Here is a 23992-nt window from a genome sequence, read left to right on the forward strand (position 1 = left end):
CGCTGAACAAGGCTCTCAGGCGCGAAGGCGGCGCCCGGGATCGGTTTCGTGCAGGTGCACCGCCAAGGTGTCCCAGGGCAAGTCCGCCGGAATCTGCTTCAGGATGCGCCCCACCTCGCCGCGGTGGTAGCCGCCATGCGTGACCACGTGCAGCAGCATTTCCTGGCGCGTCATGCAGCCCTGGTCGCCATCGGTGAAGGTGAAGGCAACGGGTTCCGACAGCTGCGCTGGCGTGGCCGTCTCGGCGTAGGTTTGAAACCAGTCGTCCAGGGCCGCCAGCGAAGCGCGCAAGGCCTGCGGCGTGGGCGTCTCGGGCGTGTTGTCGGCCGTGAAGCCATGCGCGGTGCCGGTGAGGTGCGCCTTGAAGATCTGGTTCACCACGAGGCAGTGGTTCAACAGCCGCAAGGCCGTGCGACGTTCCTCGGGATGCCGATCAGCATCCAGGGCTTCAAGCTTCTGCAGGAAGGCATCGTGCGCCCAGGCTTGGTAGCGGAGCAAGGTGGCAAAGATGGCACTGGTGCTCATGGTTCGCATGTCCTTTCAGGTGGCAACGGGGCGCCCTGGCCGACCCCTATCATGAAAGGAAATCTAGGTTCCCGCCGCTGCCATGTCCACTCGCGTTCCCCTTTCGCCGCCAACGCCGCGTCGAGCCCCGCGCCAGGCGCGTTCGCGGGCCTTGGTGGAGGCCATCGTGACGGCAGGCGCTCGCGTTCTGGGCACGCGTGGGTGGACCGGATTCACCACCAACGAGGTGGCCCAGGTGGCCGGCGTCAGCATCGGCTCGCTCTACCAGTACTTCCCGAACAAGGTCGCCCTGGTCGACGCGATCCGCCGCCGGCACCTGGAAACCGTGCTGGCCGCAGTGAGCGCAGGCTGCAATGGCGACAAGCCGGCGGGCCAACTCGTCGACGACCTGGTAGGCGGCCTGATCGCCGCACACAGCATCGAGCCCGAGGTGCATCGCGTGCTGCTGGACGAACTGCCGCGCGCAGGCCAGGCCGACGCCGACAAAGCCGCGTTCATGGCCGAATACCTGGCCAGCTACAAGCTGCTCATCGCCCGCCACTGCGGTGGCGCGCCGGAGGCCGTCAGCGACCTGAGCGCGCAAGTCCTGTCCGCCACCGTCGAGGGCGTGATCCACGACTTCGCACGCCGCGGCATGCTGGACGCGCCGACGCTGCAACAGGAACTGGTTCGGCTGGTGCGGGCCTATCTGCTGGGCCTGCAGGCCCAGGGCATGCCCGTGCTTTCGTCAAACCAGTGACCGCCGCATCAGCACATCGGCGCGAGCGTAGTAGTCGGCCACGGGCAGCTCGTCTCGCGTGATGCGCTCGAAGCCTGCGGCTTCGTAGAGGTGAATGGCCGGCTGCAGGCGCGAGTTGGTGCCGAGGAAAAGGCGGGTGCCACCGAGTTCGGCGGCCCGGGCGATCGCGGCGTCGACCAGCCGGCGGCCGATGCCGGCCCCTTGCGCCTCGGGCACGACCCCCATCTTCGCCATCTCGAAGATGCTGCCTCCGAGGGACAGCAGCGCCACGCATCCCACCACCTCGCCGTCGCCGAGGCGAGCCAGCAACACGTCTCCCCCGTGCGCCAGGATGCGGCCTTGCGGGTCACCCAGCACCCGTTGGTCTTCCTCGGTCAGGGAAAACAGGCGCGAGATCCATGCTTCGTTGATGTTGCGAAATGCCAGCGCGTCAGCGGGTGTGGCGAGGGACGAGACGGTGACTTCGGTTTGGACGTTCGGCATGCGGCAAGCCTAAGTCCGCGGGATTCATGCGTCCAATACAAACGAATGCGCTCATCCATACACTGGAAGTATGGATGCCCGAATCGAACTGCGCCATCTGCGCTATTTCCTGGCCGTGGCCGAAGAACTGCACTTCGGTCGCGCTGCGCACCGCCTGCACATCGCCCAGCCGGCCCTGTCGCAGCAGATCCGCCAGCTCGAAGGGCTGATGCACGTGCCGCTCTTCACGCGCACTTCAAGGGCCGTGGCGCTCACCGAAGCGGGGCGCAGCTTCCGGCCGCGCGCCAGCGAACTGCTTGCGCGGCTGTCGTCCGACCTGGACGAGGCCCAGCGCGTGGCTCGGGGTGAATCCGGCCGCATCGACCTGGCGTTCATCTCCTCTGCCTCCGGCATGCTGAGCGCAATGCTGCGCTGCTTCATCGCGCAGCGCCCGGGCGTGCAGGTGCAACTGCATGAGGGCTTCACCGCGGAGGTGATGGAGCAGCTGGCCCGCGGCACGGCCGACCTCGGCATCGTCCGGGATGCGGAAGCACGCGAAGGCATCGCGCTGACCACGCTGCTCGAAGAGCCGTTCATGGCGGTGCTTTCGACGGACCACCCACTCGCTGCGGCGGCGAGCGTCACCGCCGCAGAGCTGGCCTTGTCACCCCTGGTGCTGTTCCCGTATGCCGCAGGCTCTCTGGCCCATGCCCGCAACCTGCAGCCCTTCCAGGAGGCGGGGCTGGAGCCGGAGATCCGCTTTCGCGGATCGCAATGGCGAACGATCTGCCAGCTCGTGGCCCAGGGCCTGGGGGTCACCGTCGCGCCGGCCAGCGCGGTCGAGCCGCTGCCAGCGGGCGCCAGGGCCATTCCGCTGGGCGCCACCGAGGCCCGTAGTGCCATCCAGATCGCACACCGCGTCGATGACGACAACGGCCTGGTGCGCGCGTTCAAGGCCCTGGCCACCGGCACGGCCGGGCCCGTGACCTGAGCGCGGGGGTCCAGCGCCCTGGCGCTGGTTCACCCAAGCCTGGCCGCTCAGCTGCCCTGCGCAAACGCCTCGTCGAAGAAATAGTCCTTCCACGACGCGGCCTTGTTCTTCAGCACGCCGAGCTTGAAGAGTTCGTCGGCGTAGACGGCCGTGCGGAACGGGACGATGGTGAAGTCGTTTTCGGGGTCTTCGATGATCTTGCGCACGAAGTCCAGCGGGAGCTTGGACTTCTGCGCGCGGATGAAGAGCTGGGCGGCGCGGGTCTTGTCGGCCTTCACGTACTGCTCGGCTTCCTTCAGCGCGGCGTAGAAAGCCTTGTAGGTCTTCGGGTTCTCGTCGTGGAACTTCTGCGTGGTGTAGAGCACGTTGAAGGTCGCCGGGCCGCCGAGGATGTCGTAGCTGCTCAGCACCTTGTGCACCGCCTTGTTGGCGTCCATGGCCTGGTAGTAGAACGGCGCGCTGGAGAAGTGCGAGTTGATCTCCGAGCCGCCGGCAATCAGCGCGGCCGTCGCGTCCGGGTGCGGCAGGCTGACCGAGATGGTGTCGAAGCGCTTGAAGTCGTCCTTGCCGAACTGCTTGGCGGTTTCGATCTGCAGCGTGCGGGACTGGAAGCCAGTGCCTGCGGCCGGCACGGCAATGCGGTCCTTGTCGCTGAAGTCCTTCAGCGTCTTGACCTTGGGGTTGTTGGTGATCAGGTAGTTCGGCAGCGAGCCCAGCGCCGAGATGGCCTTGACGTTCTGCTTGCCCTTGGTGCGGTCCCAAAGTGTCAGCATCGGCGGCACGCCGGCCGAGACGACGTCCAGCGAACCCGACAGCAGCGCCTCGTTCATCGCGGTGGCGCCGGAGATCTGGTTCCACTCCACTTCCACCTCGCCCAGGCCCTGCGCCTTGGCGTGTTTTTCGATCAGCTTCTGGTCCTGCACGACGTCGAGCAGCAGGTAGGCAATGCCGAACTGCTGGGCGATGCGGATAGTGCCTTCGGCCCGTGCAGCCAGCGGGCTGGCGAGCATTGCAACGGCTGCGATCAAGGACGGAATTCGGTACTTCATGGCGGTACTTTTGGAGAGAAACGGAGCGGGTTGGGGACTGGGAATTCGGAGGCGATCACTGGTTCGTGCGCTGCATGCCCCAGCGTTGAACGGTCAGTCTTTCCAGGGTCCGGAAGACCAGCGCTTCGACCACCAGGCCGATGACCACGACCATCGCCAGGCCGGCGAACACGCGGTCGGTGTAGAGCTCGTTGCGGTTCTGGAAGATGTACCAGCCCAACCCGCCCTTGCCGGACGAGGCACCGAACACCAGCTCGGCCGCGATCAGCGTGCGCCATGCAAACGCCCAGCTGATCTTCAGGCCCGAGAGGATGGCCGGCAGCGCCGCGGGTACCAGGATCTGCAGCACGTAGCGCAACCCGCGCAGGCCATAGTTGCGGCCCGCCATGCGCAGGGTTTCGGGCACGGCCTGGAAGCCGGCATGCGTGGCCAATGCAAGCGGCCACAGGACAGAGTGCACCAGCACGAACATCAGGCTGCCCTGGCCCAGGCCAAACCACAGCAGCGCCACCGGCAGCAGCGCAATCGCCGGCAGCGGGTTGAACATGGCCGTCAAGGTGGACAGCAGGTCCCGGCCCACGCGCGTGGCGGCCGCCAGGCTGGTCAGCACAAAGGCCGCGGCGATGCCGATCACGTAGCTCTTCAGCAGCACCGAGAGCGAAATGCCGGTCTTCACCAGCAACTCGCCCGAGGCCACGCCTTCAACGAAGGCGCGCAGCGTCTGCACGAAGGTCGGCAGCAGCAAATCGTTGGCCTGCCAGCGCGCCAGCGCCTCCCACACCGCTGCCAACACGACCAGCACAATGCCGCGGCGCACGCCATCGTGCTGCAGCACGCGGCGCCAGGCCGGCAGCGCGCGCGGCTTGAGGGCCGGCGGCGCGGCGCTCAGCACATATTCCACATCCGGCCGAACGGTCAATACAGCGGCGTTCATGCTTCCACTCCTGCGGCCGCGCGCGGCGTTTCAAACAGCAGGCCGTGGATGCGCTGCGTGGTGGCCTGGAAGTCGGCGCTGCCGGCGTTGTTGAAGCCGAAGCGCTCGCTGTCGATCTCGGCACGCAGGCGGCCAGGGTGCGGCGACAGGATGGCGATGCGGTTGCCCACCACCAGCGCTTCTTCGATCGCGTGCGTCACGAACACCAGCGTGAAGCGGAACTCGTCCCACAGCGCGAGCAGCTCGTCCTGCATGCGGCGGCGGGTCAGCGCATCCAGCGCGGCGAAAGGCTCGTCCATCAGCAGCAGCTCGGGCTGCATGGCCAGCGCACGGGCAATCGCCACGCGCTGCTTCATGCCGCCGGAGAGCTGGTGCGGATAAGCGTCCGCGAACTTGGCCAGGCCGACCTTGGCGAGGTACAGCTCGGCCCGTTCGGCCGCTTCCTTGCGGCCGCAGCGGCGCGCCGCCAGCAGCGGAAACAGCACGTTTTCGCGCACCGTTTTCCACGGCGGCAGCTGGTCGAATTCCTGGAACACCACCGCCCGGTCAGGCCCCGGCTGCGTGATGCGCCGGCCGGCCAGCGTGATGCTGCCTTCGCTGGGCGTGACGAAGCCGCCAATCGCCTTCAGCAAGGTGGACTTGCCGCAGCCCGAGGCGCCCAGCAGCACGAAGCGGTCGCCCTGCATCACGCTGAGGCTGATTTGATGCGTGGCGCGCACCCAGTGCTCGCCTTGTGGGTAGTCGATGCTGACCTGGGCCAGCTGCAACAGCGGCGTGGCGGACAGGGCCTGGGGCGGCGCATCGGCGCCAGGTTGGGTCAAGGGCAACTGCATGGTCAAAGCCTTCAAAACGGTGCGTCGCCTTCGACAGTCGTGCGATTCAGGCGGCGGCGCAGATGGTCCGGCGTGCCTGCCGCCAAATGCATCACCGAGCGGTTGTCCCAGAACACCATGTCGTGCGGCTGCCAGACGTGGCGGTAGACGAACTGCGGCTGCACGCTGAAGGCGAACAGCTCGGCCAGCAGCGCGGCGCTTTCCTCTTCCGGCAGGCCGACGATGCGGGTCGTGAAATGCTCGCTCACGAACAGCGCCTTGCGGCCCGTCTCCGGGTGCGTGCGCACCACCGGATGCACCGCAGGCGGCACCTCGGCCAGTTGCGCGGCGGTCAGCTTGGGCCGCCACGGGCTCTTGGCGCGCAGCTCCTCGTACTTGGCCAAGTAGCTGTGCTCGGCCTTCAGGTCGGCAATGCGCGCCTTCAGGTCTTCGGGCAGTGCGTCGTAGGCCGCATGCTGGTTGGCGAACAAGGTGTCGCCACCCTCTTCCGGCAGCTCCTGCGCGTGCAGCAGCGAGCCCAGGCTGGGCGTTTCCTTGTACGACAGGTCCGAGTGCCAATACTGGCCCGCATCGCCCAGCCCAATCGGCTGGCCCTGCTCGTTCTTGATGTTCGAGACGACCAGGATCTCCGGGTGCCCGGCCAGCTGGAAGTTCTTCAGCACATGGATCTGCAGCGGCCCGAAGCGCCGGCTGAAGTCCACGTGCTGCTGCGGCGTGATGCGCTGGTCGCGGAACACCAGCACATGGTGGTCCAGGTGCGCCTGGTGGATGCGCCGGAAATCAGCCTCGCCCAGCGGCAGGTTCAGGTCCAGCCCAATGACCTCGGCGCCGACGCCGCTGGGGCTCTCAGACAGGCTGCGGATCTGGATCTCTTGCGGCGCGGCCGCGGGGTCACCCGGGGTGGCAGTCAATACAGCAGACATGGGGCCATGAGTTTTGTGTCGTCGAAGCGGCCACTCTAGAAGCGCAGCGCGTATCGGCGAACAAAGCTTTCCGGCATAGGCCATGCGGGATTCGAGTAAGTCGTCAGACAACCTTGTGCGCCCCGCTTTTGTCAGGCTTGACTCTGTCGATTACATGCGTAATCATCGCTTCATGTTTACACCTGTAATCGAAACACCATGACTCCACCCGTCTCACCCGTCAGCGACGCCGAAGCCCAGGTCATGGAAGTGCTCTGGCAATCCAGCCCGCGCAGCACTGACGAGATTGCCGCTTCCCTGCAAGGCCAGCGTGAATGGCAGATCGCCACCATCAAGACGCTGCTGAATCGGCTGTTGAAGAAAGGCGCCGTGGCGGCAGAGAAGGACGGCAGGCGCTACCTCTACAGCGCCGTGCTGTCGCGCGAGGCTTGGCTCAGCCACCAGAGCCTGGGCCTGGTGGACCGTCTGTTCAATGGCAGGCTGGCGCCCCTGGTGGCGCACTTTGGCGCAGAGCGCGGGCTGTCGCAGGCCGACGTGGACGCATTGAAGGCGCTGGTGCGCACATACGAGAAAGCGCCCAAGCCATGACCGCCGCACGTTTCGTGGATGTGCTTGCGAGCCAAAGCCTTTGGCTGAGCGCGCTGGTGCTGGTGACCGGTCTGGTGCAGCGTGTGCTGCTGCACCGCTTCGGCGCCGGGCCGGTACTGGCAACTTGGTGGCTGGTGCCGCTCGGTCTGCTTGCCACCTGGTTGCCGGCGGCGCGCGTGCCGGCAGACCTGGCGCTGGTGCAGTGGCTGCAGTCCCCGGTGATCATGGTGCCCCAGGTGCGTGGGCCGCACACCGCCCCGCCCTCCTCGTCGCCCGCCGTGGCAATCGGCTTGGCCGTTCTGTGGGCCGCGGGCGTGGTCACATCCCTTGCTGTGGCCTGGCGAGCCCAGCACCGCTACCTCAGTTCCCTGCGCCGGGCCGCTGTCGGCCCATGGCGCGCACCTGCTGGCAGCAGCCCGGCCGAGGCCGGCGTGTGGCACAGCCTTCTGGTGTTACCGGAAGACTTTGAGCAGCGCTTCAGTCCCGCCGAGCAAGCCCTGGTGCTGGCACACGAAGCCGTGCACATCCGGCAACACGACAACGCCTGGCGCTTACTGGCGCTGCTGCTGTGCGCGATGCACTGGTTCAACCCGCTGGCCTGGCGCGCGGCGCGCCGCTTTCGGCAGCACCAGGAACTGGCTTGCGACGCCGCTGTGCTGCGCCAACAACCAAAAGCGCTGGCCACCTACGCCAATGCGCTGATGAAGTCACACGCCCCGGTTACCGAAGTTCCCACCGCCAGCAGCGCCTGGCATTCCACCCACCCCTTGATCGAAAGAGTCCACATGCTCGAACTTCATGCCACCCACGCTGCCCGCCAGCCCGCTGGCCGATGGCTGGCCGCCACACTCGCCGTGCTCGGTGCTGGCGCCGTCTACGCCACCCAAGTCCAGCCCACGGAACCGGCCGCCAAGACGACTTCGGTGATGCTCACGCTGAACCTCATCAACGACGGGCTGCCTGGCGGCTCGCCGCAGGTGCTGACCCAACTCGGTCAACCGGCCACGGTCCGGGTGTCGCCCAAGGATGGCACGCCCGGCGCGAGCTGGGAGATCGAGCTCGTGACCACCCAACTGGCCGATGGCCGGCTGCAGGTCGAAAGCCGCTACCGCACCGGCGAGCCTGCCCAGGATGTGGCGAGGTACACCCAGGTCATGGCGTCGGACCAACCGTTCCAGTTCGTCGTGGTCTCAGACGAGCATGTGCTGAGTGGCAATCAGACGGCGCGCCTGCTTGCAGCACGCTGAACGCACCGCTCAGCGCTTGCCCTTCGCCTTCACCGTCATGTCCGCCGGCGCCACCGGCCCCTTCACCGCGGCCTGGGCCAGCTTGAAGAACACGTCGGTGTTGTCGATCACGCCGACGAAGCTGAAGGCGCCGGGGCCGAAGGCGGACAGCGGCACGTCGGTGGCGGTGTGCACGGCCGATTCGCCGGGGACCTGGCCCGTGATCAGGTAGTTGCCCAGGCCGTCGCGTTCGGCCGGGTTTTCGGGGTACCACTTCAGCGGCTCGGCCTTCACCAGCGGCTGCTGACTGTCTTTCACGGGCTGCGGGTTGCTGCGCCAGTCTTCGTAGCGGTCGGCATTGGCGCCGTAGGCCACCAGCAGGCGGAAGTCGATGTCGGTGGTTTCGGGGTAGCCGTCGGCGGCAATGCGGTACTTCGGGAATCCGGCCTGCTCGTAGACGCCCACGACCTTGTCGCGCAGGTTGGCCGAACCGCCGGCCTTGCCGAGCTGCTGCAGCACGGCGTCGGTCACGCGGCTGGCGCCGATCAGCGCGGCGCCAGAGCATTCGTGGTCGGCCGTGACGATGACCAGCGTGTCGCCGCGGTCGCGGGCGAAGTCCTGCGCCACCTGCACCGTGCGGTCGAACTCGATGGTGTCCAGCATCCAGCGCTCGGTGTCCATGTTGTGCGCCTGCTTGTCGATGGACGCGCCTTCGATCATCAGCACGAAACCTTGCGTCTGGCGGGCCAGCGTGGACAGGGCCTTCTCGGCCATTTCGTCGAGCATGGGCTGGTCGGGGAAGCCGTAATCGTCGACCACGCTGCCGGTCAGGCCCTGCTTCTTGCCGCGCCGGCCGTCGATCTTGTCCAGCGCCACGTTCATGTTGGACAGCGAGAACAGGCCCAGCAGCTTGCCACCCTTGGCGGCGTCCAGCTCGGTCTTGCTGGCGGCGTACTGGAAGCCGGCGCCCTGGAAGTCCTTGATCAGGTCGCGGTCCTTGTCCAGCGCGCCGGGCGAAATGCCCCAGCGCTTGGCGATCTCGGCGCGGTGCGGGTCGGCCGCGTCGAACACGTAGTCGGTCTTGTCGCCGCGGGCCGAGCCCGGCGTGGCAGACGGCAGGAACCACTTGCGGCCGCCGCCCATCAGCACGGTCAGCCCGGTGGCACCCCGGTCGTCGAAGAACTGGTCGACGATGCCGGTGCCAGCGCCGCGGTTGCTGGTGTGCACCGCATTGCCGGCCGGCGTGGCGTCGAACACATCGGCCGTGGTGACGATGCCCAGCGCCTTGCCCTGCGTGCGGTGCAGGTACTCCGAGAGGTACTCGATGCGCGGGTTGTCGAAGGCGTCCGTCGTGTCGTCCGGGAACACGCCTTCTTCATTGTTGTTGTTCTTGTTGCCCAGCACGTAGGAGGTCATGCCCGGCGAAGAGTCGGTCACCACCGAGTTCAGCGACGAGGTCTTGACCAGCGCAGTCGCCGGGAAGGTGTCCATCGCCAGCGGCGCGATGGCCTTGCCCTGCGCGTAGCCGTTCTTCACGATGCGCGCTGCCGTGCGCTGCGCCGCGCCCATGCCGTCGCCCAGCAGGATGATCACATTCTTGACCGGCTTGCCCTGCGGCGTGTTGAACGGGATCACATCGAAATTACCCCGTGCGCTGAGCGTCTGCCCATCGTCCTGCTCAGCCTCGATGCTGAACTCATGCCGCCCGGTGGCCGCCACGCTGAACGCGCGCAGCGAAGCGATCACCGCATTCGCGGGCACGCCCGTAGCGCAACCGCTGGCGCAGTCGCGCAGGGTCACGTTGCCCGCCACCGGCTTGCCGTCCAGCAGGAAGCGCGCAGCGCGCAGGCTGCGGCCTGCATCGGGCCGCAAGGTGGCCTGCAGGTCGAAACGCTGGCCGGGCAGGAAGCGCGCAATCACCGGCTCGGGCCGGCCCGAGCTGAACAACTCGCTCGGCGGCGTGAGCCGGCTCACGCTCGGCGCGGCGATGGCGCCGAGTGGCGCCAGTGCCAGCACGGCGATCAACTTGAGACGGTGAAGGCGGTCAGCGTTCATGGTGGGCATGGGTTGGATTGGATGAATGTCTTGTGCGAATTCAGGGCTGGGCCAGCTGCAGTTCCAGCCAGGCAACACGCCCGTCCGGCGCCACCGTGCGCCCGTAATGCAACCTGCCCTGCAGCTCGATCAACCCAGGCTGATGCGGCAGCACCCGCGAAGCATCCGGCAGCCGCACCAGCACCGTGGCCGGCGGCAAGTCATCCGCATCCCCATCCGCGTGCTCGCTCATCTGCACCGGCCGCGCCGTCAGAAGGAAAGCACCCGGCGCCGGGTCTTCCTGCGCGACCATCCAGCCGACCAGGCGCACCTGCTGGTCCTGCGCCGCGAGCAGGCGCTCGGTGGGCTGCAGGCCGGCCGCGCCGACGGGGGTCTGGAAGAAATCGGCGAAGCGGAGGGTTTGGGGGGCGTTGTCCGCGGCTTGGGCGGAGGAGAAACCACATGCCAGCACCAGGCTGGCGGCCAGGAAACTCAAGCGGAGGTTGTTCGGCATCTTGGGGGCGTAGATCAACAGCGCATCATCGAGGCTCAGCATGACCAAACGGTGACAGCGCGGTCGGAGTACCGGGAGGTAAAACGTCGACGAGAAGCCCGCCTGTGAAAACCGGGCTCGCGCGGCCATCCGCGCCAGCATCCTCATCCGTTCACCAAGGCTCACCAACACGTGGCTTCGACGCCGGTAACATCGCCCTCCCCGAGGCAGGAGCCGGTGCCATGAGAAGAATCGCATTCGCCACGCTTTACCGCGCCAGCCCGCGTGAACGGCAGTGCGTGGTCGAGATCGTCGAGCTGGACCTGCCGGCACAGGCTTCCAACCGCTACGTCGTGACGCTGCGCCAGGGCCTGCTGAAGGGCGGCGTGGTGCTTGAGCCGCAGGAGTCTTCGCTGACGGCAACGCCGTGCACGCTGGACGAGGCCCTACGCCGCGCGACTGACTTCATTCAACGCCGGCTTGCCGCGGGAGAACGGCTGCAACAGCACCAGGGCCTGCCCGGTCTCTCCACCGCTGAATCGCTTGCGCCATCCAGCCCCCGTGCCGCAAAGGCGCCGGCCAGTGACGCCGTGCCGCCCAGCATCGCTGCGCTGGTGGCCCGCTTCGCTCCCGAGCGCTGGCAACTGCTGCCGGCGTCGCAGCGGTCCCGCGCCGTGTGGCGCGTCGCCGAATGCAGTGATGCAGCCGGTGGTGCCGGCCAGCGTGCGCTGGTGGCGCTGGTGCCCCGCCTGGTCGAACTACTGGAGAATGGCGATGACCTGCTGGACCTGTGCATTGCCGTGGCCCTTGCCCGCCTGGGCGATGGCGGCGCCGCGGTGGCCATGCAGGCGCTGGCAGGCCGGGGCCGCAGCCCGGCCACCCGGCGTGCGGCGCACCAGGCCTGGCTGATGCTGCAAGCGCCCGACGCGCTGCGCGCGCATGCGGAGGGCCTGCTGCCCGATTGGCAGGCCGAGGTCGAGAGCACCGCGCCCGCCGCGGAGCGCGCCACCGCGCTGCAGGACCGCGTGACGGCCCGCGGGCCGGGCTGGGTGCCGCTGCTGGGCGACTGGTACGACCTCGCGCTGGTGCGCCCGGCGGCGCGGGCCAGCCTGCTCGCATTGCTGGCCGAGTTGCCGCTGCAGCCCGGCCCGTTCCAGGCGCTGCGCTACCTGTACAAGGCGGCCGAAATTCGCCGGGATGCGCCGGTGCTGGGCCTGCTGCATGCACGCTTCGAAACCACGCGCGCCTATTTCAACCGCCCGGCCTACAGCGGCAACGGTTTCACCGATCCGGCCACGCAGCGCTGGGTCAAGACGCCCATTGCCAAAGAACTGTGCCAGCCGAATCCGCGCCTGGCCTACGGCAGCGCCACGCGCGACTACCTGCGCCTGCGCGGCTGGCGCACGCTGCGGCGGCTGGCCGCCATCGGTCACTCGCACGCCCCCGAACTGTCGGTGCAGTTGCTGCTGGGGCTGGCGGACGATGCCTTGCCAGCGGCGCGAGTGGAAGCGCGCTGGGATCGCGTCGACGGCCAGTACCAGCGGCATGACCGGCACTACCACCAGGCAGCCTACTGGCTGCTGGTGCCCAAGCTGCTGCTGGCGCAAGCCCCGGGTGTGCATGTCAGCGCCCGCGGCAAGCGCTGGTGGACCGATCAGCCGCTGGACACCAGCGCCGCGTTGCCCCAGCGCAGCGAGGGCCTTCAGGACATGTGGAACGCCCACCCTGAAGCACTGCTTGCGTTGGCGCTGCAAAGCCGCAGCGCGCTGGTGCATGCGGTGGTGGCGAGGGCGCTGCAGGACCACGCCGGATTCGTGGCACAGCAACCGGTGGCCGTGCTGAAGGAGCTGCTGCAAAGCGCGCATGCGCCGACTGCCCGCGTCGGCTTCGAAGCCGTGCGTGCCCGCGTGTTGGCCAGCAGTGCGCTGCAGGACCAGGTGCCGTGGCTGCTGTTGCTGGCCCAGAGCAGCGACGGCGCTGCCCGTGAGTTCGCCTTCGTGCACATCGCCTCGGACCCGGCCGGCTTTGCCGTGCACGCCGAACTGGTGGTGGCGCTGCTGCTGTCGGCCCACGAACGCACACGACGCCAGGGCCAGGGCCTGGCCTTGATCGCCTCGGCGCCGGCCCTGGTCAGCGAACTGCAGGGCGCGCTGCTGGCCGCCGATGCGGATGCACCGGGCCTGCGCGACGGCCTGGTGCTGGTGGAACAGTTGCTGCGCGGCCCGCTGGCCGAGGCTGCGGCGCAGGCGCCGACCGAAGCGCTGCTGTGCCTGCTCGACCATGCCGATGCAGCCGTGCTGCACCTGGCGGTCGTTTGGCTGCTGCTGCATGCCCATGGCGCCGCGCTGGTGGCGCCTACCACGCTGGCACGCCTGCTGGTAGACGAGGACCCTTACCGCCGCGCCTCGGGCGTGCGTCTGCTGGCGGCCTTGCCCGACGAGGTGCTGCGCACGCAGGCCGAACTGCTGGGCGACCTGGCCGTGAGCCCGCATGCGGGCATCCGCGAAGCCCTGGCGCCGGCATTGCAGCGGCTGGCGGGCGACCCCGACTTCGCCTCGGCCCTGGCTGCGCGCCTGCATGCCTCGCTGTTCACCAGCGAAGCCGGCGAAGGCCAGCACGAGGACGCGCTGCGCTGGCTCACCACCACGCTGCAGCCCCACGCCCCGGCGTGCGACGCCTCGGGCGCGTGGCGCGCGCTGCATGCGCAAAGCGCCGGTGCACAGCTTTATGGCGCCTGGGCATTGGCATCATTGCCCAGCACCGAGTTCAGCCTGAAGCAGCAGGCCACGCTGGCCCGCCATGCGGACGCTTCGGTGCGCGCCTGGGCCATGGCCGCGATCGACCACACGCTGCCGGCCGTGCCCAGCCCGGAACAGTCGGCCCAGCTCTTGCCGCTGGCCGACACGCTGTTCGACGACGCCCGTGCCTACGCCCACCAGTTGTTCGCCGAGCGCCTGCCGGACGCAGCGCTGACGCCCGAGCTGCTGATCGCCTGGGTCGACCACCCGCAGCCCTGGGTGCAGGCACTGGGCCGCACGCGGCTCGTGCGCCGCATGGCCGCTGGCGAAGCCAGCCTTTGCCTCACCCGGCTGAGCCAGCACCCGAGTGCCAGCGTGCAGCTGTTTGTCACCCAGTGGCTTCTGGAACTGCCCCGGGACGACGACGCCCAGCTCGCGGCGCGCCTGCGCGAATTGACGCCCTACTTCCTGACCGTGCTGAGCCAAGTGAACCGTGGCCGCGTGGCCAAGTCGCGCATCACCGCCTTCCTGCGTGAGGCGAGCGACGCGCCGCAAGCCGCTGCAGTGGTGGCCGAGATCTTTGCGCGCCAGGTGGTGACCTGCAGCCTGACCGACAAGCCGCAATACATCGCCGGGCTGCGCGACATTGCCGCGCGCCACCCGCAGATCGCCCTGCCCTTCATCGCCTGGGCGCCGCCACCGGTGCGCAGCGCGGCCAACGCCACGGAGGGCGCATGAAGTTCCAGTACCGCTACTACGGCAGCACCTCGGTCGATTCGAGCGACGCCACGCAGGCCTTCAGCCTCGCGCCCGACACGCTGCGCCCGCCCACCAGTTTCCAGGGCGAGCTGGGCCGCAGCGGCGGCATGCACCTGGCCTTTCGCGAGGCCTTGTCGGCGCTGCATTCGGTGGTGGTGAGCGACCAGCGCTACCGCGGCCGTGACCCTTCGGCCTACAAGACCTGGCTGGAGGCCAACGAGAACACGCTACTCGCGCAGTACATGCAACAGGCCCAAACACTGCGTGCCGAGGCGAGTGCCGTCACCAGCGAGCTGAAGACCCTGCGCAACCAGAAGGACGCGCTGCTGCGCCCGTTCTACACGGCAAGGCAGAAATACTTCAACTGGCTCTACCTGGCCAACCGCGACGCCTGGTACGTGCTGGATCCGGTCATCACGGTGCATCCCGAGCGCCTGCTGTTCGAGGCCTTCAGCCAGGACGAGTCCAGCTACTGCGCAGTGAGCGTCAGCCACAACGTGTTCCGCCGCACCGCGGAGATGGCCTGCGGCACCACCAACATCGACTACTCCATCGGCCTGTTCGACGAGTTCCAGAAGATTCGCGACTACAAGGCCACGAGCTTCCAGGTGGACCCGGCCGGCTTCAGCGTGGCCACCGGCAGCGACCCGGCCTTCCGCGAAGAGAAGATCGACCTGCCCGACAGCTGGGTGCGCGGCTTCCTTCAGGTCTCCAGTGCGATGACGCTGCCGGCCACCGTGCTGGAGCTGCATGCCATGGACCTGCACAACCTGTGCGCCACCTTGCGCCAGCACAAGGAGCGCGCTGGCCCGCGCTCGCTGCGCTTCGAGCTGGCGCCGGGCCAGCCGGCACGCATGGTCTTCGAGCCCTGGGGCATCGAGCTCACGGCCCGGCGCAGTGCCATCGTCGGCCCGCCGCTGGCCGAGCCGCGAAGCATCCGCCTGTGGGGCCGGCGCCGGCTGCTGACGCTGGAGCGGCTGATCGCGCTGGCCACGCGCGTGCGGGTCCACCTGCTGGGCACCGGCATGCCGAGCTTCTGGGTCATCGAGATGGGCGAGATCAGCGTCACGCTGGGCCTTTCGGGCTGGACGGCCAACGACTGGTCCGCCGCCGGCCGCTTCAACCTGCTGGCGCCGCGCCACAAGGTCAGCGACGCCACCAAGCAGAGCGTTGCCTCCGCGCTGCAGCGCGACTGGGTGGCCACACCGGCCGAACTCGCCGCCCGCACCGCGCTGCCCGAAGCGGACGTGAGCGCCGCGCTCGCGCTGTGGGTGCAGGCCGGCCGCGCGGTGTACGACCTGCCGGGCCGGCGCTATGCCTGGCGCGAGCTGTCGCGCGAGCCGCTGCCGCTGGAAACGCTGCGCTTCGCCAGCCCGGAGGAAGACGCGGCGCTGAAGCTGGTGCAGGCGCGTGGCGGTGTGTCGTTGAAGGACATCAGCGCCGCCGACAACGGGCAGCTTCGCGTCACCGGCACGGTGAAGGACGGCAAGCGAGAGTTCTCGCCATCGCTGCTGCTGAATGCCGACGAGCAGCTGCGCGACGCGCAATGCGGCTGCAACTTCTTCCAGCAGAACAAGCTGCGCCGCGGTCCGTGTGCGCACATGCTGGCGTTGCGGCAGGTGGCACAACCAACGTTGAATGAAACCAGAACACAGCGCGCCGTGACGGCTGGAGAAGCGGCATGAGCACTGATAGACTTCTTGCGGGTGCAGCGCGTTGGCTCTTGCAATCCGGGCGATGTTTCGTCGCCCTTGCCAACCGCCTGTTCATGCGTCACGGGTGCCGTCTTCACTGTGCCGCGCTCGCGCCCTGTGCGCAATTGCGGTTGGGCTTGTCTCAAGCCAATTGGCGCACAGGGCGCGGCGCGGCGTCGAGTGGACAGCCTCCGTCCTCGGAGCCCCCTGGGCTCTTCGATGAGAAACGCGCTGCACCCACCCTTCCCGTTCCCGGAGCGATGGCAGCATGAGCGGCGAGCGTCAACCGACCCGCGCCGAGCTGATCGCGCGCATTGCCGCCTCCAGCAAGGACGCGGTGGTGCTGAAGGAGATGCAGCGCTCGGGCTTCTGGCCAGCCGATGCCGCCGCCCCCACCGTCGAGGCCGCGCTGATCCAGCGCGAAGCCGAGTTGGTGCAGGTGCTGAACAAGCTGCAGGCCGAGCTGCGCGAGAAAGGCGACCCGCAGGGCGCGCTGAAGGCCATGCGCCAGCAACGCATGGCCGAGGCCAGGGAACGCCGCGAGGCCACCGCGCAGAAGCTCGAACGTGAACGCTACGAGCGCGCAGTGCAGTGGCGCGAGCGCAGCCGGCATGAGATCGGCTACCTGGGCCAGGGGGTGTCTGCCGGCTTGCAAGCTCGGGCCGACAACGCCGGCTCGCACGAGAAGCTGCAGCGCGAGGGCCTGCCATTGTTGGACACGCCACAGGCCCTGGCCGATGCGATGGGCGTGCCCGTGGCCGAACTGCGTTTCCTGGCCTTCCACCGCGAGGTGGCGCGCACGCAGCATTACCGCCGCTTCTCGCTGCCGAAGAAGACTGGTGGCGTGCGCACCATCAGCGCGCCGATGCCGCGGCTCAAGCGCGCGCAGTACTGGGTGCTGGACAACCTGCTGGCCAAGGTGCCGGTGCATGCCGCCGCGCATGGCTTCCTGCCCGGCAAGTCCATCGTCAGCAATGCCGCGCCGCATGTGGGCCAGGCCGTGGTCATCAACCTGGACCTGAAGGACTTCTTCCCCAGCGTCTCGTTCCCGCGCATCAAGGGCGTGTTCCGCGCACTGGGCTATGGCGAGGCCACGGCCACGCTGCTGGCCCTGCTGTGCAGCGAAAACGTGTGCGATGAACTGCAGGTCGATGGCGAGCGCTTCTTCGTGGGCCGCACCGCCCGCGAGCGTGTGCTGCCACAGGGCGCGCCGACCAGCCCGATGCTGACCAACATCCTGTGCCGCACGCTGGACAAGCGGCTGCAAGGCATTGCCACCAAGCTCGGCTTCACCTACACCCGCTATGCCGACGACCTGAGCTTCTCGGCCTCGGGCAACGCCGCCGGCCTGACCGGGCGCCTGCTGCGCCAGGTGCACCACATCCTGAAGGCCGAAGGCTTCACGCCGCATCCCGACAAGCAGCATGTGATGCACGCCGGCCGCCGGCAGGAGGTGACGGGGGTTGTCGTCAACCAGCAGCCCGCCGTCTCGCGCGAACAGCGCCGTGCGCTGCGCGCCGCGCTGCACCGCGCGAAGCACAAGGGGCTGGACGCCGCCACCTGGCAAGGCGAGCCCGCTGCGCGCAATGTGCTGCTGGGCTACGCGCAGTTCGTGGCGATGGTGAACGCCAGGCATGGCGCGCCCTTGCTGGCGCAGGCCAAGGCGCTGCCTTCCGCTGCCACACCCGCCGCGAAGGTGCCCCCTAGCCAATTCCGCCAGCACGCCGCGGCAGGCAAGGCGCCGCCGCGCGCCAACGGTCTTTGGTGGCAACCTGCACCCAAGCCCGAGCCGGTGCTGCTCAAGACGGCTGGCCAGATCAAGGCCGAGCGGCGAGCCCATCTGGCGGCCCAGCGTGCAGAACGCGACGCCGCCCGGAAAGCGGCCGAGATCGCGTCATCCCCTCGCCGCGCGTTGCGCGCCGCCATGCAGGCTGCGGCAGCCGCCCCCGCGCCTGAAGGTGGCGCGCCGCAGGAGACTCATGCCCCGCTGCTGCCGCTCATCCGCTGGCCATTGGTCATCGCCCAGGCGGCCCTGCTGGTCTACCTCTCGGTCAAGCTCAAAAGCCCCGGGCTGTTCCTGGCGGGTGGGCTTTGGCTGGGCTGGCGGGTGATGCGGCGCAAGTTCGGCTGGCCCTCGTATTTCCTGGCCCTGTTCGTCATCGGCTTCGTCGCTGGCATCCTGCACCTTTGACGACGCTTCAACCGCCACCGTCAGGCCGGCGTGGCCGGCCCGATGGCGTAGCCCTTTCAGACAATGTTGAGGTCAACCGCAACCCCGTCGGCAACAGCAAGCGGCAGTGGGCAGCGCCCACGTTGCAGCCCCATGCAAGGGCTTCGGAAAAGACTGCGGCAAGGCCGCGACAAAGCGCAAACAAGTTCGCGCTGATCCGGCCTTTGTCGCCATCTGCTGCCCCGACAATGTGCGCCATGTTTGCGGAAGCCCCCCGTTCGCCGCCCTCCTCTTTCCTGCCCGACCTGGACCGCCTCAGCGACGAGGCGACCGACCTGGCGCTGCGCCGCGAGGCCATTCGCTTCACGATGGGGTTTGTCTGGCACAGCGTGCCGCTGATGGCCCTGGTCGTGGCGATGATGCTGTGGCTGGTGCGCCACCGGCCGGAGGCCTGGCCGCTGGCCGCGCTGGTGGCCTTGCTGGCAATCGCCAGTTGCACAGGCCGCGTGCTGCTGCAGCGTGAGAGCCGGCAGGCGGAGCTGCAGGAGCCCGCCGAACTGCGCCGCTTCGAGCGCCGCATGGCCTGGTACCACGGGCTGTGCTGTGCGGCGTGGATCATCGCCACGCCAGGCCTTTATGCGTTCCTGGACGCAGAGGGGCGCGCAATCTACACGGTGCTGCTGGCCGGCTCGGCGTCGCTGTCCTGCTTCTACATGGCCATGGCCGGGCGCTGGGGTGAAGGCGTGCTGCTCGCGGTGCTGGTGCCGCTGGTGGTCCAGACCCTGTTGCCAGGCACACGTTCGTGGCCGATGGCGCTGGTGGCGCTGGCTTTCCTGGCCGGGCTGTGGCGGGTGCTGCATGCCGTGCGCCGCACCACCATGCTGGCCATTCGCCGCGGCTTCCAGGCGGACGTGCACAACCAGGCGCTGCGCGAGGCCATGGCCCAGGCAGAAGAAGCGGCCGCGGCCAAGTCGCGTTTCCTGGCGACCATGAGCCACGAGATCCGCACGCCGATGAATGGCGTGCTGGGGGCCTTGAGCCTGCTGGGCAGCGCGCCGCTTTCGCCCGAAAACGCCAAGCTGCTGGAAGTGGCGCGGCAGTCCAGCGAAAGCCTGCTGGACGTGCTGAACGACGTGCTGGACTACTCGAAGATCGAGGCCGGCCACCTGGACCTGCACGACAACCCGGCCCAGCTGGCGCAACTGGCCGGCGGCGTGCATGCGCTGTTCGCCGCCAGTGCAGACGCGAAGAGCCTGCCGCTGAAGCTGGCGATGGCCCACGGCCTGCCGAGCTGGATCAGCGTGGACGAGCACCGGCTGCGCCAGGTGCTGATGAACCTGGTGGCCAACGCACTGAAGTTCACGCCTTCGGGCAGCGTCACGCTGCGGCTGCGGCCAGCCGGCATCAGCGGCGGCCAGCCGCTGATCCGCTTCGAGGTCGAGGATACCGGCATCGGCATTCCGCCCGAGCGCATGTCGCAGCTGTTCCAGCCCTTCCAGCAGGTGGACCAGGGGCACCAGCGCGCGTTTGGCGGCAGCGGCCTGGGGCTGGCCATCTCGCAGCGGCTGGTGGAGCGCATGGGCAGCCGCATCGATGTGCGCAGCGTGCCCGGCCAGGGCAGCTGCTTCGGCTTCACGCTGCGCCTGCCGCTGGCCCATGCGCCGGCTGCGCAGCCGGTGGCGCCGGTGGCGGAGGCTGCGTCCACACTCAGTGGCCGCGTGCTGGTGGCCGAAGACAACGCTGTGAACCTGATGATTGCCGCGCAGCTGCTGCGCGACATGGGGCTGACGGTGCTCGAAGCGCACGACGGCGAAGAAGCGCTGGAAACCCTGCGCAGCGAGCCGGTCGACCTGGTGCTGATGGACGGCCAGATGCCGGTGATGGATGGCTACGCTGCCACCCGCGCCTGGCGCGCCCACGAGCAGGCCAACGGGCTGCCGCGCCGGCCCATCATGGCGCTGACGGCCAATGCACTGCCGGAAGACGTGCGCATGGCGCTGGACGCCGGCATGGACGACCACCTCGCCAAGCCCTACGGCCCGGGTGAGCTGAAGGCGCTGCTGGCACAGTGGCTGCCGCGCACGCCGGGTTGAATTCGGGCCCTCAAGCCGCGGCGCGATGCTGCGGCGGGTTCACCGGCACGGCCCTGTCCGCATGCTGGGCCAGCCACTCGTGGGCCAGCTCGTCGTCCTGCTGTGAGGGATGGAAGTCGGTGTGCAGGTAGCGGCGCCAGGGTCCAAACAGCTCGCGCACCAGTCCGCCCTGGCCGAACAGGAAGCGCGCGCCGCTGGACCAGGTGGACAGGCGCCACAGGCTGCGGTCGTGCCAGAGGTTGTTCACCGTCTGGCGCAACAGGTCGGTGGTGAAGTGCCAGGTCACGATGTAGAACAGCCGGCGCCGCCAACGCACGTCGCCGCCCAGCGCGTAGTACAGGTCGAAGGCCGTGCAGCGGTGCTCGGACTCTTCGCTGGCATGCCAGCGCCACAGCAGCTGCAGCCGCTCCTCGGTGCCGGCCAGCGGCGCTTCGAAGCTCAGCAGGTGCTCGGCCATGATGGCGGTGAAATGCTCGGTGGCGGCGGTCAGCCCCAGCCAGACCCGGGGCTCCATGCCTTCGAGCCGCTTCAGGCGATGTTGGATGCGCCCTTCCCAGTGGTTCACCAGGCCTTGATGCTGCAGGTGCTGGTTGAACAGCTGGTGGATGCGCCGGTGCGTGGCCTCCTGGCCGATGAAGCCTTTGGCCTCGGCTTCGTGGCGCTCACGCAGCTCGGGCGAGAGCGTCTGCAGCCCGAGCTTCACCGAGTCGATGAAAAACTGCTCGCCCAGCGGGAAGCTCATCGACAGCGCGTTGAAGAAGGCCGTGCGGAAGGCGTCTCCCCCGTTCCAATGACGCGTCAGCGGCGTTTCCATGTCGATCAGCAATCGACGAATCACCAAATCTGTCATCACGGCTCCTTTCGGGGGGCATGAGCGCCGCAATCAGTAGTGCGGCGGCAGGTCGTCTCGCAGGCTGCGGAATTCGCCATTGCCGCTTTGCGTGGGCACTTGCTGGCGCAGTTGACGCAGTTCGTTGATCAGCAGGTCGAGCTGCTGCTGCTGGCGCACGATGACCTCGTTGAGCTGTTCGACCAGGTCTTCGGTGAAGCTGGCCTTGATTTCCAGCGCCACGAGGCGTTGTTCGACTTGTTCGGAATCTGCAGGCATGAAGGTAAAGGATAGGCCGGCACAACGGATCGGGAAAATCCCCGCCGTCGGATGGGCCATGCACTCTAACAATCGCCGGTTGCCCAGCTTCAAGACCATCCCCCATGTCCACGCCCTACCCTCATTTGCTGCAACCCTTGGACCTGGGCTTCACGACGCTGAAAAACCGCGTGCTGATGGGCTCGATGCACACCGGCCTGGAAGATGGCCGCGACCTGCGCAGGCTGGCCGCCTATTTCGCCGAACGCGCGCAGGGCGAGGTCGGCCTCATCGTCACCGGCGGCTTTGCGCCCAACATCGTCGGCTGGGCCAAGCCTTTTGCCGGCATGCTGGCCAGCAGCGGCGCAGCCCGGCGGCACCGGGTGGTGACCGATGCCGTGCATGCCGAAGGCGGCAAGATCGCGCTGCAGATCCTGCACACCGGGCGCTACGCCTACCACCCGCTGGCAGTCGCCCCTTCGCGCATCAAGTCGCCGATCTCGCCGTTCACGCCGCGTGCGCTGTCTGGCGCCGGCGTGGAGCGGCAGATCGCCGCCTTCGTGCGCTGTGCCCGGCTGGCGCGCGAGGCGGGTTATGACGGCGTGGAGATCATGGGCAGCGAGGGCTACCTGATCAACCAGTTCATCGCCGCACCGACCAACCAACGCGAAGACCAATGGGGCGGCGCCTACGAAAACCGCATGCGCCTGCCGGTGGAGATCGTGCGGCGCACACGCGATGCACTCGGGCCGGACTTCATCCTCATCTACCGCCTCTCGATGATCGACCTGATCCCCGGTGGCTCCAGCTGGGAAGAGGTGGTGCAACTGGCCCAGGCCATCGAGGCGGCCGGGGCCACGCTGCTGAACACCGGCATTGGCTGGCACGAGGCCCGGGTGCCGACGATTGCCACCAGCGTGCCGCGCGCCGCCTTCGCCTGGGTCACGCGCAAGATGCGCGAGCACGTGCGCATTCCGCTGATCACCAGCAACCGCATCAACACGCCCGAGGTGGCCGAGCAGTTGCTCGCCGCGGGGGATGCCGACATGGTCTCGATGGCCAGGCCGCTGCTGGCCGACGCCCAGTTCGTCAAGAAGGCACGCGAAGGCCGGGCGCAGGACATCAACACCTGCATCGCCTGCAACCAGGCTTGCCTGGACCACATCTTCGTCAACAAGCTGACGAGCTGCCTGGTCAACCCGCGGGCCTGCCACGAGACGGAGATCCGCCTGCTGCCCACGACGCACCGCAAGCGCATCGGCGTGGTGGGCGCAGGGCCTGCCGGGCTGTCGGCCGCGACCACGCTGGCCGAGCGCGGCCACGAGGTGCACCTGTACGACAGCGCGGCCGAGGTGGGCGGCCAGCTGAACCTGGCCAAGCGTGTGCCGGGCAAGGAGGAGTTCCACGAGACGCTGCGCTACTGGGCGCGGCGCGTGGAAGTGACCGGCGTGCGGCTGCACCTGAACACGCGCGTGGACGCCGCGGCGCTGCAGGCCGAAGGGTTCGACGAAGTGGTGATCGCCTCCGGCGTATTGCCCCGGGACCCGAAGATTCCCGGCCGGTCGCATGCCAAGGTGCTGCGCTACCTGGATGTGCTGCAAGGCGCGGCTGTGGGTGAGCGCGTGGCGGTCATTGGTGCCGGTGGCATTGGCTTCGACGTGGCCGAATTCCTGGTTCATGACGGTCACTCCAGCACCTTGGACCTGCCGGCCTGGCAGGCCGAATGGGGTGTGACCGACCCGGCGCTGGCACGCGGTGGACTGGCCACCGAAATGCCGCCGCAGGTGCCGGCCAAACGCCAGGTGACGCTGCTGCAGCGCAAGGCCGGCAAGCTGGGTGCGGGGCTGGGCAAGACCACCGGCTGGATCCACCGCGCAGCGCTGAAGCAGCGCGGCGTGCGCATGCTGGGCGGGCTGAACTACGAGCGCATCGGGGACGAAGGCCTGCTGGTCAGCGAAGGCGAGCAGCGCGAGAACCAGCGCTGGCTGGCGGTCGACCACATCGTACTGTGCGCGGGCCAGGAATCGCTGCGGGAACTGCAGGCGCCGCTAGAAGCTGCGGGCATCAAGGTGCACATGATCGGGGGCGCCAAACAAGCCGGCGAGCTGGACGCCAAGCGCGCGATCGACCAAGGGGTGCGGCTCGGCGCGATGCTCTGAGCCCTCCGGAGATCCCATGGGAAGGCTGGTTGCACCGGCCGAGCCGCAGCGGCCTGCACAAGGCAGGCCGCGAACTCGAAGCAGGAATTACTTCTTGCTGTTTTCGTTGCCGATCACGCCACCGATGACGCCGCCAGCAACAGCGCCGCCGGTGGTGCCGCCGGTGATGACGGAACCTGCAATCGCGCCGAGGCCGGCACCGACTGCCGTGTCACGGGTCTGGTTGGACATGCCGGCGCAAGCCGTCAGCGAAATCAGCGAGGCGCTCAGGGCGGCCACGGCGGCCAGACGGAGGGATGAAGACATGGTGTGAACTCCTTTGGGGTTGGCGGCACTGCGATGCCTGGATCAGGCGCCGACCCATGTGCCGAGGTCAGTGATGTGGAGTCTGGACCTGCGCAAGCATCTCGCTCATCGGTCATGGCCCTCTCCGGCTGTCAGACCAGGACGACGCGCGGCCAGGCAGGTCTTTGCAACCCATGTGGCCCTGCAGGC

Annotated in this window: 20 protein-coding genes; 9 read left to right on the top strand and 11 right to left on the bottom strand. The window is 68.3% G+C overall.

Annotated elements, in window-relative coordinates; genetic code table 11:
* Positions 1–15: 15 nt before the first annotated feature.
* The gene (locus LRH25_RS10850) at positions 16–525 is read right to left on the bottom strand and encodes a DinB family protein (protein WP_141286585.1); all 510 of its coding nucleotides are present in this window, start codon (positions 523–525) and stop codon (positions 16–18) included.
* A 166-nt stretch (positions 526–691) separates the two neighbouring features.
* Between LRH25_RS10850 and LRH25_RS10855 the strand changes: the two genes are divergently transcribed.
* Complete coding sequence (locus tag LRH25_RS10855) at positions 692–1264, top strand: TetR/AcrR family transcriptional regulator (RefSeq protein WP_231011145.1); 573 nt, start codon at positions 692–694, stop codon at positions 1262–1264.
* On the opposite strand, the gene LRH25_RS10860 is transcribed toward LRH25_RS10855, so the two are convergent.
* Positions 1253–1747, bottom strand: coding sequence for a GNAT family N-acetyltransferase (locus LRH25_RS10860; RefSeq protein ID WP_141286581.1), 495 nt, complete (start codon positions 1745–1747; stop codon positions 1253–1255). The two genes, LRH25_RS10855 and LRH25_RS10860, sit on opposite strands and share 12 nt — an antisense overlap.
* A gap of 70 nt (positions 1748–1817) precedes the next feature.
* Here LRH25_RS10860 and LRH25_RS10865 point away from each other — a divergent pair, with 70 nt between their 5' ends.
* Positions 1818–2717, top strand: a complete 900-nt coding sequence (locus LRH25_RS10865) for a LysR substrate-binding domain-containing protein (RefSeq protein WP_141286579.1) — start codon at positions 1818–1820, stop codon at positions 2715–2717.
* A 47-nt stretch (positions 2718–2764) separates the two neighbouring features.
* Here LRH25_RS10865 and LRH25_RS10870 read toward each other — a convergent pair whose 3' ends face one another.
* The 4 genes from LRH25_RS10870 to LRH25_RS10885 are packed head-to-tail and all read right to left on the bottom strand — an operon-like array spanning position 2765 to position 6456.
* Positions 2765–3766, bottom strand: a complete 1002-nt coding sequence (locus LRH25_RS10870; RefSeq protein ID WP_141286577.1) for an ABC transporter substrate-binding protein — start codon at positions 3764–3766, stop codon at positions 2765–2767.
* A gap of 55 nt (positions 3767–3821) precedes the next feature.
* Positions 3822–4700 (bottom strand): ABC transporter permease, encoded by an 879-nt coding sequence (locus tag LRH25_RS10875; RefSeq protein ID WP_141286575.1) that lies wholly within the window; start codon positions 4698–4700, stop codon positions 3822–3824.
* Positions 4697–5533 (bottom strand): ABC transporter ATP-binding protein, encoded by an 837-nt coding sequence (locus LRH25_RS10880; protein ID WP_141286573.1) that lies wholly within the window; start codon positions 5531–5533, stop codon positions 4697–4699. The genes LRH25_RS10875 and LRH25_RS10880 overlap by 4 nt, the downstream gene beginning before the upstream one ends.
* An 11-nt stretch (positions 5534–5544) precedes the next feature.
* Positions 5545–6456 (bottom strand): TauD/TfdA dioxygenase family protein, encoded by a 912-nt coding sequence (locus LRH25_RS10885; RefSeq protein ID WP_141286571.1) that lies wholly within the window; start codon positions 6454–6456, stop codon positions 5545–5547.
* Positions 6457–6654: 198 nt separating this feature from the next.
* Here LRH25_RS10885 and LRH25_RS10890 point away from each other — a divergent pair, with 198 nt between their 5' ends.
* Both LRH25_RS10890 and LRH25_RS10895 read left to right on the top strand, forming a co-directional pair.
* Positions 6655–7044, top strand: a complete 390-nt coding sequence (locus LRH25_RS10890; RefSeq protein WP_141286569.1) for a BlaI/MecI/CopY family transcriptional regulator — start codon at positions 6655–6657, stop codon at positions 7042–7044.
* Positions 7041–8291 carry a M56 family metallopeptidase gene (locus tag LRH25_RS10895; RefSeq protein ID WP_141286567.1) on the top strand — a complete coding sequence of 417 codons (1251 nt, stop codon included), beginning with the start codon at positions 7041–7043 and terminating at the stop codon, positions 8289–8291. The genes LRH25_RS10890 and LRH25_RS10895 overlap by 4 nt, the downstream gene beginning before the upstream one ends.
* Positions 8292–8300: 9 nt before the next feature.
* Here the strand turns inward: LRH25_RS10895 and LRH25_RS10900 are convergent, their stop codons facing one another.
* Both LRH25_RS10900 and LRH25_RS10905 read right to left on the bottom strand, forming a co-directional pair.
* Positions 8301–10325 carry an alkaline phosphatase gene (locus tag LRH25_RS10900; RefSeq protein WP_141286565.1) on the bottom strand — a complete coding sequence of 675 codons (2025 nt, stop codon included), beginning with the start codon at positions 10323–10325 and terminating at the stop codon, positions 8301–8303.
* Between the two features lie 40 nt (positions 10326–10365).
* Positions 10366–10983, bottom strand: a complete 618-nt coding sequence (locus LRH25_RS10905) for a hypothetical protein (RefSeq protein WP_231011146.1) — start codon at positions 10981–10983, stop codon at positions 10366–10368.
* A 56-nt stretch (positions 10984–11039) separates the two neighbouring features.
* Here LRH25_RS10905 and LRH25_RS10910 point away from each other — a divergent pair, with 56 nt between their 5' ends.
* The 4 genes from LRH25_RS10910 (at position 11040) to LRH25_RS10925 (ending at position 20251) form a co-directional block, all read left to right on the top strand.
* Positions 11040–14273: an amino acid adenylation domain-containing protein gene (locus LRH25_RS10910; protein ID WP_231011147.1), complete on the top strand. Its 3234-nt coding sequence runs from the start codon at positions 11040–11042 to the stop codon at positions 14271–14273.
* Entirely contained in the window at positions 14270–15979 is a 1710-nt protein-coding gene (locus LRH25_RS10915) for an SWIM zinc finger family protein (RefSeq protein ID WP_231011148.1), read from the top strand. Before LRH25_RS10910 ends, LRH25_RS10915 begins: the two co-directional genes overlap by 4 nt.
* Positions 15980–16256: 277 nt before the next feature.
* Positions 16257–18179: a reverse transcriptase family protein gene (locus LRH25_RS10920; RefSeq protein ID WP_231011149.1), complete on the top strand. Its 1923-nt coding sequence runs from the start codon at positions 16257–16259 to the stop codon at positions 18177–18179.
* Positions 18180–18415: 236 nt separating this feature from the next.
* Complete coding sequence (locus LRH25_RS10925) at positions 18416–20251, top strand: ATP-binding protein (protein WP_170200946.1); 1836 nt, start codon at positions 18416–18418, stop codon at positions 20249–20251.
* Positions 20252–20261: 10 nt separating this feature from the next.
* Here the strand turns inward: LRH25_RS10925 and LRH25_RS10930 are convergent, their stop codons facing one another.
* Positions 20262–21101: a metal-dependent hydrolase gene (locus tag LRH25_RS10930; protein WP_141288987.1), complete on the bottom strand. Its 840-nt coding sequence runs from the start codon at positions 21099–21101 to the stop codon at positions 20262–20264.
* Positions 21102–21134: 33 nt separating this feature from the next.
* Positions 21135–21359 (bottom strand): SlyX family protein, encoded by a 225-nt coding sequence (locus LRH25_RS10935; RefSeq protein ID WP_141288990.1) that lies wholly within the window; start codon positions 21357–21359, stop codon positions 21135–21137.
* 104 nt (positions 21360–21463) lie between these two features.
* Between LRH25_RS10935 and LRH25_RS10940 the strand changes: the two genes are divergently transcribed.
* Complete coding sequence (locus tag LRH25_RS10940) at positions 21464–23497, top strand: oxidoreductase (protein WP_141288992.1); 2034 nt, start codon at positions 21464–21466, stop codon at positions 23495–23497.
* A gap of 87 nt (positions 23498–23584) precedes the next feature.
* On the opposite strand, the gene LRH25_RS10945 is transcribed toward LRH25_RS10940, so the two are convergent.
* Complete coding sequence (locus LRH25_RS10945; protein WP_141288994.1) at positions 23585–23803, bottom strand: YMGG-like glycine zipper-containing protein; 219 nt, start codon at positions 23801–23803, stop codon at positions 23585–23587.
* Positions 23804–23992: the final 189 nt, after the last annotated feature.

Origin of the sequence: Ideonella azotifigens, assembly GCF_021043325.1 — a bacterium.
Taxonomy (GTDB): domain Bacteria; phylum Pseudomonadota; class Gammaproteobacteria; order Burkholderiales; family Burkholderiaceae_C; genus Ideonella; species Ideonella azotifigens.